10 protein-coding genes and 1 pseudogene are annotated in these 9,316 nt (G+C 66.6%); 10 read left to right on the plus strand and 1 reads right to left on the minus strand.

Features of this window, described 5'->3' with window-relative positions:
• Window positions 1-123: 123 nt before the first annotated feature.
• Window positions 124-816 carry a YceH family protein gene (locus B447_RS21110; protein ID WP_004248814.1) on the plus strand — a complete coding sequence of 231 codons (693 nt, stop codon included), beginning with the start codon at window positions 124-126 and terminating at the stop codon, window positions 814-816.
• 86 nt (window positions 817-902) lie between these two features.
• A complete protein-coding gene (gene lgt / locus B447_RS21115) occupies window positions 903-1,703 on the plus strand; it encodes a prolipoprotein diacylglyceryl transferase (RefSeq protein WP_004248815.1) in 801 nt (266 codons plus the stop codon).
• A gap of 24 nt (window positions 1,704-1,727) precedes the next feature.
• Here the strand turns inward: lgt and B447_RS21120 are convergent, their stop codons facing one another.
• Complete coding sequence (locus B447_RS21120) at window positions 1,728-2,114, minus strand: two-component system response regulator (protein ID WP_232431696.1); 387 nt, start codon at window positions 2,112-2,114, stop codon at window positions 1,728-1,730.
• A gap of 225 nt (window positions 2,115-2,339) precedes the next feature.
• Here B447_RS21120 and B447_RS21125 point away from each other — a divergent pair, with 225 nt between their 5' ends.
• From B447_RS21125 to B447_RS21975, 8 genes and pseudogenes are all read left to right on the plus strand, one after another.
• Complete coding sequence (locus B447_RS21125; RefSeq protein ID WP_002929687.1) at window positions 2,340-3,722, plus strand: malonyl-CoA decarboxylase; 1,383 nt, start codon at window positions 2,340-2,342, stop codon at window positions 3,720-3,722.
• A 25-nt stretch (window positions 3,723-3,747) separates the two neighbouring features.
• Complete coding sequence (locus B447_RS21130) at window positions 3,748-6,195, plus strand: putative bifunctional diguanylate cyclase/phosphodiesterase (protein ID WP_037983386.1); 2,448 nt, start codon at window positions 3,748-3,750, stop codon at window positions 6,193-6,195.
• Window positions 6,192-7,361 (plus strand): porin, encoded by a 1,170-nt coding sequence (locus B447_RS21135; RefSeq protein ID WP_004248820.1) that lies wholly within the window; start codon window positions 6,192-6,194, stop codon window positions 7,359-7,361. The genes B447_RS21130 and B447_RS21135 overlap by 4 nt, the downstream gene beginning before the upstream one ends.
• Window positions 7,348-7,803 carry a hypothetical protein gene (locus B447_RS21140; protein ID WP_004248821.1) on the plus strand — a complete coding sequence of 152 codons (456 nt, stop codon included), beginning with the start codon at window positions 7,348-7,350 and terminating at the stop codon, window positions 7,801-7,803. Before B447_RS21135 ends, B447_RS21140 begins: the two co-directional genes overlap by 14 nt.
• A 98-nt stretch (window positions 7,804-7,901) precedes the next feature.
• Complete coding sequence (locus B447_RS21145) at window positions 7,902-8,105, plus strand: hemin uptake protein HemP (protein ID WP_004248822.1); 204 nt, start codon at window positions 7,902-7,904, stop codon at window positions 8,103-8,105.
• 44 nt (window positions 8,106-8,149) lie between these two features.
• The gene (locus B447_RS21150; RefSeq protein ID WP_004248823.1) at window positions 8,150-8,392 is read left to right on the plus strand and encodes a (2Fe-2S)-binding protein; all 243 of its coding nucleotides are present in this window, start codon (window positions 8,150-8,152) and stop codon (window positions 8,390-8,392) included.
• On the plus strand, window positions 8,389-8,868 hold the full coding sequence (bfr, locus tag B447_RS21155) for a bacterioferritin (RefSeq protein WP_004248824.1): 480 nt from the start codon (window positions 8,389-8,391) through the stop codon (window positions 8,866-8,868). Before B447_RS21150 ends, bfr begins: the two co-directional genes overlap by 4 nt.
• Window positions 8,869-9,009: 141 nt before the next feature.
• Window positions 9,010-9,316, plus strand: a pseudogene (locus B447_RS21975) (energy transducer TonB); the annotation flags it as partial.

Below are 9,316 nucleotides of genomic sequence, written 5' to 3' on the forward strand. Positions count from 1 at the left end.
GCTCCGCTCCTACGGCGGGAACGGACACCGCGGCGCCCTCCTGTTGGAGCGGCGCGAGCCGCGAGACGTCGGAGGTGTGCGGGCTGGCGTATCATCCCGGTCTCGTCACCGCCAGGAGGCCCCATGCAGGATGCGAACCCCGCCACCGAAACACAACCGGAAGCCGGCTTCGACCTCACCCCGGCCGAGATCCGTGTGCTCGGGGTGTTGATCGAAAAGTCCTTCATCACCCCCGACGCATATCCGCTGTCGATCAACGCCGTCACGACCGGCTGCAATCAGCTCACCGCGCGCGAGCCGGTGATGAGCCTGAGCGAAGCGGAGGTACAGGATGCGATCGACAGCCTGATGGCCCGGCGCCTGGTGTCCAAGCGCGACCAGGCAAGCGCGCGCGTGCCCAAGTACGAGCACCTGGTGCGCCTGCGCCACTCGCTGCCGCCAGCCGAGCAGGCGGTACTGGCGATCCTGCTGCTGCGCGGCGCACAGACTGCAGGCGAGTTGCGCCAGCGCTGCGAGCGCCTGCACCGTTTCGACGACGTTGCAGCGGTGGAAGCGGTGCTGGAACACCTGGCCGACAAATATCCGCCGCTCGTCGCCGCCCTGCCCCGCGCGCCCGGCACCAAGGAGACCCGCCACGTGCATCTGCTCGGCGGCGACGCGGCGGTTCAGGAGATGGCCGAGGCGCAGTCCCTGGGCACAGCGGCGGGCAGTGCGCGCGGACGAATCGGGGAACTCGAGGACGAGGTCCGCCGTCTGCGGGAAGAGCTCGAAGCCCTGCGCAGCGAGTTTGCCGAGTTCCGCAAGCAGTTCGACTGACCACCTGACCCACAAACGGCGCGCAGGACGAGCCACTGGCAGGCCGGCTCAACGTGTGCGCCACGCTTATTGCGCCCATCAGACCCATGCTCGTCCATCCGCAATTCGATCCGATCGCCTTTTCGCTGGGCCCACTCTCGGTGCGCTGGTACGGCCTGATGTACCTGATCGCTTTCGTGCTCTTCGTCGTCCTCGGTCGCCTGCATGCACGCCGCAGGCCTGAGCTGGGCTGGAACGCGCAGATGATCGACGATCTGTTGCTGTACGGCGTGATCGGCGTGATCGTGGGCGGACGCCTGGGCGAGGTGCTGTTCTTCCAGCCCGGCTACTACCTGCAGCACCCGGGTGAAATCCTCGCGGTGTGGAAGGGCGGAATGAGCTTTCACGGTGGCTTCCTCGGCGTGCTGGTGGCGATGTGGCTGTATGGCCGCAAGCACGGCAAGGGCTTCTGGCAGGTCACCGACTTCATCGCACCGCTGGTGCCGACCGGGCTGGCGGCAGGGCGCATCGGCAATTTCATCAATGGTGAGCTATGGGGTCGCCCGGCAAGTTCAGAGCTGCCCTGGGCGATGGTCTTCCCCTGGGTGGACGCGGCACCGCGCCACCCCTCACAGCTCTACCAGGCGGCGGGTGAAGGCCTGCTGCTGTTCGTCATCCTGTGGCTGTACGCGGCCAGCCCGCGGCCGCTGCGCGCGGTGTCAGCCGTGTTCCTGATCGGCTACGGCAGCCTGCGCTTCCTGGCCGAGTTCTTCCGTACGCCCGACCCCGGCATCTTCGGCACCTTGTCTCTGGGCCTATCGACCGCGCAGTGGTTGTGTGTGCCGATGGTGGTGGTCGGCCTGGCCCTGCTGGTACTGACGCGCACCGCCGCACCGGCGCCACGCTGAAGCAGCCGGGACTGCCCCGGCTGCTCAGGCCGCCTTGGCGTCGGCAAGCCCCGCGAGCAGTTCGGGCAGGTCGGCGACGAGGCTGACGGCGTCGGCGCCGAGCGCGCGCGCCGCGCGCGCCGGCATGGAGTCTGCAGCCGGCACGGCAACGACGATGTAACTGCCCGGGGCAACACGCTTGAGCAGGCCGACGAGACGTGCGGGCTCCTGCGGTGCGACGCTCGAATCGAGAACCACCACGTCGGGATGACGTTCGAAGTACAGGCCCAGGGCGAGGCTCTCGCTCGCAGTGTGACCAACGACGTCTACGCCTGCTTCCGCCAGGGCCGCACCGAGCGCCAGCGCGGTGTCGGCCTGCGGCGCATCGGGCGCGACGAGCAGCACTCTCAGGCGGGATTCTTGGGGGCGCATGGCGGCGGCAAGCAGCACGTTATTGCAGACTCGGGGAAGAAGACTGCCCGGAAGATGTCATAGCACCACTGCATGCGCAAGTTGAAAACAGTAAAAATGTCACGCACTGCCCGATTCGGGCTAATGCTATCGTCAACCGACACGATAAGATCGACCTAAATCAATCCGCATGGACAGTGCCTGGGCGCCGCCAGTGCCGGACCAGGGCAGGATCAGGAGGAGAACATGTCAGCTTCGGGACTCGTTTCGCGCAGCCTCTCCAGGGTGCGCGAGCTGGTGGTAAGTGCCGCACATTTCGGCAAGATGCCGGAGGCGGACGATCTGGACAGCATCCGTACGCAACTGCAGGAGTGTGCGGAAGGGCGCGGAGGCGAGGTGTCTACCCGCCAACGCGCGGCGCGACTGGCGGAGACTTACCTGCGCCTTGACGATGCAGGGCGCCACGCCTTTCTCAAGCTGATCGCGCACGAGTTCGGCCCCGACCCGGAACAGGTGGCACTTGCCCACGAGGACTATCAGCACGCGGTGGGCACACCGGCGCAGTGGGATGCCGAGGCGCGGCTGCGCACTGCGATGCGCTCGCGCCGGCTGCGCATTCTGACCCAGTTCAACGCAATCCCCCAGGGAGTGAAGTTCCTGGTGGACCTGCGCGCTGATCTGCTGCGTTTTCTACCCGAGGACCCGCTGCTCAAGCCGCTCGACCGCGAGCTCGAAGCCCGCTTGACGGCGTGGTTCGACGTCGGCTTCCTCGAACTGCAGCGCATCACCTGGGGTTCGCCTGCAGCCCTGCTCGAAAAGCTCGTGCAGTACGAGGCGGTGCATGAGATCCGCTCTTGGGATGACCTGAAGAACCGGCTGGATTCCGACCGCCGCTGCTACGCGTTCTTCCACCCGCGCATGCCACTGGAGCCGCTGATCTTCGTCCAGGTCGCGCTACTCGAGAACATGGCGGACGATGTCCAGCGCCTGCTCGACATCGAGGCGCCGCTGGCCGACGTAGGCAAGGCGACGACCGCCATCTTCTATTCGATCAGCGCCACCCAGGCGGGGCTGCGCGGGGTGAGCTTCGGCAACTTCCTGCTCAAGCGCGTCGTCGATGACCTTAAGCGCGACTTCCCGCGCCTGCGCACCTTTGCCACCCTGTCGCCCATCCCGGGGCTGGTGCGCTGGGCTGAGCGCAATCCGGAAGAACTCGCCGAAGCGATCACCCCAGCCGACTGGAAACGTCTGCGGACACTCGGCCTGGCCGACCTCGACGCTGCACCGCTGGCCGGCCTGCTGGGTGGAGACAGCAGCTGGAGTGGCGACCCCGCGCTTGCCGATGCCCTGCGCGACCCCCTGCTGCGCCTGACCGCGCGCTACCTGCTCGAGGCCCGGCGCGGCGACAGGCCGGTCGATTCGGTCGCTCGCTTCCATCTCGGCAACGGCGCACGCGTCGAGCGCCTGAACTGGCTCGCGGATACATCGACCAAAGGCCTGCGGCAGTCCTGGGGGGTGATGGTCAACTATCTTTACGACCCGGACAGCATCGAGGCCAACCTGGAGGACTTCGAACGCGAAGGCCGCATCGACGCTTCTTCAGCAGTGAGGCGACTGGCACGGCGCTGAGCCGCGCGCCGTGCCGACCGATACCATGCTCCTGCCCCTGCGCCCAACCTCGATCCGCATCCGCCTTCTGCTCGCCAGCACCGTGGTCCAGGTGTTGCTGCTCAGTCTGCTGCTGGCCAACAGCGTACGACTGATGAACAACGCCGTGTCCGCCAGCCTCGACACCACGATCGAGCAGAACGCGAGCATGCTGCACGCGATGATCACCGCCTACAGCGAGCGCGAACGCCTGGACGCCCTGCAGGACGTGCTCGGCGAACTGCTCGAAGGCGCCGAGCAGGGCCTGGTCTATGTGCGCATCGTCGGCGCCGACATGCGCCCGCTGGTCAGCGCCGGCTCGGGCACCGACGCACCGTTGCCAGAGCCTAGCACCACCCGCCAGAGCTTCGTCGAGGCACTCACCGGCAGCGAGCTGGTTCATGTGCGGCGCCCGCTGCTGCTGGCAAGGAACGAGGTCGGCTTGCTGCAGTTCGGGGTATCGGTCTCGGTCCTGGCGGCCGCACGCAGGGCGATCATGGAGCAAGGCCTCGCCATCGCACTGGCCGAAATCGCGCTCACTTTCGTGCTGCTGTCCTCGATTGGCTTCCTGCTGACTCGCAACCTGCGCCGCCTGCTCGAAGGTAGCAAGGCCATTGCCGACGGCCACCTCGAGCACCGCGTCTCCACCCGTGGCCATGACGAGTTCGCGGTGATCGCGCGGCACTTCAACATCATGGCGGCAACGCTGCAGCAGCGTGTGCATGAACTGCAGCAGACGGCCGAGAGCCTGCGCAGCAGCGAGGCGCGCTATGCAATGGCGCTGCACGGCGCAAACGATGGCCTGTGGGACTGGGACATCAGCGCCGGAACGGCCTACTATTCCGACCGCTTCTGCCAGATCCTCGGCCTGGCACCTGGGGCACTGCAAAGCGCCCCGCAGGCGCTGCTCGACTACATCCACCCCCAGGACCTGCCCGGCTATCGCCAGCGCCTGATCGCGCACCTGAAGGGCGAGAGCGCCCAGTTCATGTTCGAGCACCGGGTGGTGCCGCCCAATGGCGAGGCGCACTGGGTGCTGATGCGCGGCGTCGCCAGCCGCGACGAGGATGGCCGTGCGATCCGTATGGCTGGCTCGCTGGGCGACATCAACCTGCGCAAGCGCGCCGAGCAACAGCTCGTGCATGACGCACTCCACGACGGGCTCACCGGGCTGCCCAACCGCGCGATGTTCATCGAGCATGTAAATCGTGCGCTGGCGCAACGCCGGCGCGGCCACGGCAAGCTGGTCGCGGTACTGACGATCAACCTCGAGCGCTTCAGCCTGGTCAATGACAGCTATGGCCATGCGGTTGGCGACGAACTCCTGCGCAGCGTCGCCCGCCACGTCGGCTCGCTGATGCGTGACGGCGACGTTTCGGCGCGCGTCGGCGGCGATCAGTTCGCCGTTCTGCTCAACGGCCTGGACGACTCGCTCGAAGCCTTGCGCATCTGCGAGGAGCTCGTCGCCCTGCCCCCCTTTGCGCCCAGCAGCGCCGAGTCGCTGCTGCATCCGCGGTGCCGGGTGGGCGTGGCACTGAGCGATGGCGAGCGCGAGGACGCCGAGTCGCTGCTGCGCGATGCCGACAACGCCTTGCACAAGGCGCGCCGCAGCGAAAGCGCCGCCATCGAGTTCTTCCAGCCATCCATGCATGCCCAGGCGCTGCGTGCCCTCAAGGTGGAGGCAGAACTGCGCACTGCCCTCGCCCACGGCGGCCTCGAGGTCTACTACCAGCCGATCGTCGACCTGAGCACACGACAGACGAGCAGCTTCGAAGCCCTTGTGCGCTGGCCCCACCCCACGCTCGGCCTGCTGTCACCGGCAGAGTTCATTCCATTGGCCGAGACCCTCGACCTGATCCACGACCTGGGCATGACGGTACTCGAGACGAGCTGCCGCGACCTGCGTGCCTGGCGCAGCCAACTCGCCGATCCGACCCCCCTGCGCGTGAGCGTCAACCTCTCCGCCCGCCAGCTCGCGCGCGCACAACTGGCCGAGGAGCTGCTCTCCGCCATCGAACGCTGCGGCGTGCCTCGCCGTCTCATCCGCTTCGAGGTGACCGAGAGCCTGCTCGCCAGCCCTGAAGGCCCCGCGCTACGCAACCTCCATGCCCTGCGCGAGGCCGGCATCGACATCCTCATCGACGACTTCGGTACCGGCTACTCCGCACTGAGCTACCTCCACACCATGCCCTGCAACCAGGTCAAGCTGGACGGCTCCTTCGTGCGCTCCATCACCCATGACGAAAGGCTGCGTGCCATCGTGCGCCACAGCATCGAACTCGCCCACGACCTCGGCATGACGGTGGTGGCAGAATGCATAGAAGAAGAAGCGCAACTCGAGATCCTGCGTGAGATGGGCTGCGACTTCGGCCAGGGCTACCTGTTCTCGCGACCGCTGGACCGGGACGCGACCTTTGCCAGCCTGCGCCGTACTACCGGAGAGTACGTTCAATGATCAGATCCTTGCTGGCAGCACTTGCCGTCGTGGCTCTGCCGGCAGCCGCCGAGACCGGCGTGGACTGGCAGTTTTCGGGCTTTGCCACCGCCGGTGCGGTGTATACCAGCTCGCACGCGCTCCAGTTCGCCCGCATCGGCATCGACGCGCCCGGCGGCAATCGAGTCGATGCCGGGCCGGACTCGGTGCTCGGCCTGCAGCTGAACGGGCGCTTCGGCGAGCGCAGCGCGGCAGTCCTGCAGTTGATCACCCGCGAAACCCAGCGTGGCGACCATACTCCGCGACCGGCACTGGCCTTCATCAGCCATGCCCTCACCCCCGCGCTCAGCGTGCGCGCCGGCCGGCTACGCAGCCCGTTCTTCATGCTGTCCGACTCGGCAGACCTCAACTACAGCCACCCATGGGTGCGACCGCCGGTCGAGGTCTATGGCCTGAACCCCTTCAGCGACATCGATGGCATCGACCTGCTATACCGCACACCGGTCGGACCAGCCCACCTCGAACTGCACCCCTACGCCGGACGCAGCCGCATTCCGGTGATCGGCGGCGGACGTGCGACGCTGGACAATCTGGTCGGGCTGAGCGTGACCATGGAGGCCGGCGAGTTCAGCATCAGCGCTGGTCATGCAATCGCGGAGCTTTCCGTTCAGCGTAGCTCGGCCCGTGTCGCGGCGCTTCCGGGCGAACTGCGCAGCCTGCTCAGCGGCGACGACGCGCGCGCCAGCTTCAGTTCGATCGGACTGCAATGGGACGACGGACGTTGGCTGTTCAGCGCCGAACTGGCACGCAACACCGCCGACGCCTTTACCAGCAGCGCACGCGGCGCCTACGCCTCGCTGGGCAGACGCAGCGGTGCATTCACGCCTTACCTCGTCCTCGCACGGCAATGGCAGGACGAACCGGCCGTCCGCCTGGCAACAGCCGACCCCGGCCTTGGCGCCCTCGTATCGGCATTCAACCGCTCGCGCAACCAGTCGCAACGCAGCCTGACCGTTGGCGTGCGCTGGGATTTCGCCAGCGCAGCCGCGCTCAAGACCGAACTCACCCACGTGCGCACCGAGCGCGGAGCCCACGGCACCTTCATCGCCCGCGGCGACCCCTTCGCACGCGGACTGGACAACCGCGCCATCAACCTGCTGAGCGTGTCCGTCGATGTGGTCTTCTGAGCGCACGCCCACCCTCGCGCTGTGCACGACGTGGCTGCTGCTCGCGCTGACGGTGCTGTGGCCGGCAGGCGCCAAGGCCGAAGAGATCGTGGTCGTGACCGCCGCACGCGGTGGGCTGACCACCCTCGATCGCGGCACCACGGAGCAGCTCTACCTGGGCCGCCGCAGCAACCTGTTCGACGGCCAAGGGGTGATGCTCATTGACCTGCCTGCCGGACCAGTTCGGGATGCGTTCTACCAACGGCTCACGCGGAAGAACCCCAGCCAGATCCGCGCCTACTGGTCGCGACTGGTATTTACCGGCCGCGCCCAGCCCCCGCGCGAGGCATCGAGCGTCGATGAGGCCAGTCGCCTCGTTCTCGAATCCCAGGGCAGCATTGCCTACCTGCCGCGTACCGCCGCGAACGACCCCGGCCTCCTGATCCTGTTCAGCCTCGAATGAAAGTTGCCGGCCGGCTGCGCATCCGTGCAGCCGGCGATTGACCCTTGGGTAGGCATGTGATCTAATGCGAATCATTATTATTCGCCAGACTCTTACAAATGCTGCCCAATAACTGCGCCCATCCCCGGCCCTCCACGGGGCAAGAGACCGCCGGTGAGACCCTGCCACAGCGCCAGGGCCAGGATGCAGCCATCCGGAGCGAGCAATTGTTCGAGGGGCGGAGCACGCTCGAGATCGAGCACGAGGGATGCCGGTACTTCCTGCGCGCCACGCGCAGCGGAAAGTTGATTCTCACCAAATGAATATCACCGCCCTCAAGGGCAAAATGCGGCTGGGAGGCTAAACTATGTACGTATGCGTTTGCCTTGGGGTCACCGAACGCCAGATCGAACAGGCCGCACGCGCGGGTGCGCGCCGGCTGCGGGATCTGCGGGCGGAGTTGGGTGTGACGACCGAATGCGCGACCTGCGCACGTCATGCCCATAGCTGCCTGCGTGCGGCAATCGACTGTCAAGCCGGGAACGAGACGCTGGCCACAGCAAGGCAAACGCTGCACCCCAACCAATTTGCCCTGGAGGCCGCAGCATGAAAGGCGACAAGAAAGTCATCCAGTACCTCAACAAGCAGCTCACCATCGAGCTTACCGCCATCAACCAGTACTTCCTGCATGCGCGCATGTACAAGAACTGGGGCTTCGACCGCCTCGGCAAGCACGAGTACGACGAGTCGATCGAGGAGATGAAGCACGCCGACATGCTGATCGAACGCGTGCTCTTCCTCGAGGGCCTGCCCAACCTGCAGAACCTCAACAAGCTCCTGATCGGCGAGAACGTGCCCGAGTGCATGCAGGGCGACCTCAAGCTCGAACTGGCAGGGCGCGAGAACCTGATCGAAGCAATTGCCTACTGCGAGTCCTGTAAGGACTACATCTCGCGGGAGTTGTTCGAGCACATTCTCGAAGACACCGAGGAGCATATCGACTACCTCGAGACCCAGCTCGGCCTCGTCGACAGCGTCGGCCTGCAGAACTACCTGCAGTCGCAGATGAAGCCAGCCGCATCCTGACCCACCGCAGCCCCGTCCAGGGGCATTCAACTGCCCCTGACGATGCCTTCTGCCGCTCACGCCGCGCCCTTTCCGCACCTATCCCCAGTGCCAGACTTCGACACGCCAGCACAGCCTCAGTCCGTTCTGGCAACGCGGGCAGTGGGACGACGCATCCAGCCAACTTCGGTAGGCGCGCCTGGGCGCCTCGCGCTGGCCACGCTCATCACGGGGCTTCACCTCGGCGGCCTTGCGGCGCTGGCCTATCTGTCGCAGGACCCGGTGATTCCCCCCGAGGTCGTCCCGATCCAGGTGTCGCTGATCGCCGGCGACCCCTTGCCGAAGCCGGCCGCGGAGACGCCGCCGGCGCCCGCTCCTGCGCCCGAGCCCGTACCAGCCCCAGAGGTCTTGCCCGTCGAGCCGCCTCCAGAGCCGCCCAAGCCGGTGGTCCGCGAACCGGAACCACCCC

It is taken from the genome of Thauera sp. 27 (assembly GCF_000310125.2).
GTDB lineage: Bacteria > Pseudomonadota > Gammaproteobacteria > Burkholderiales > Rhodocyclaceae > Thauera > Thauera mechernichensis.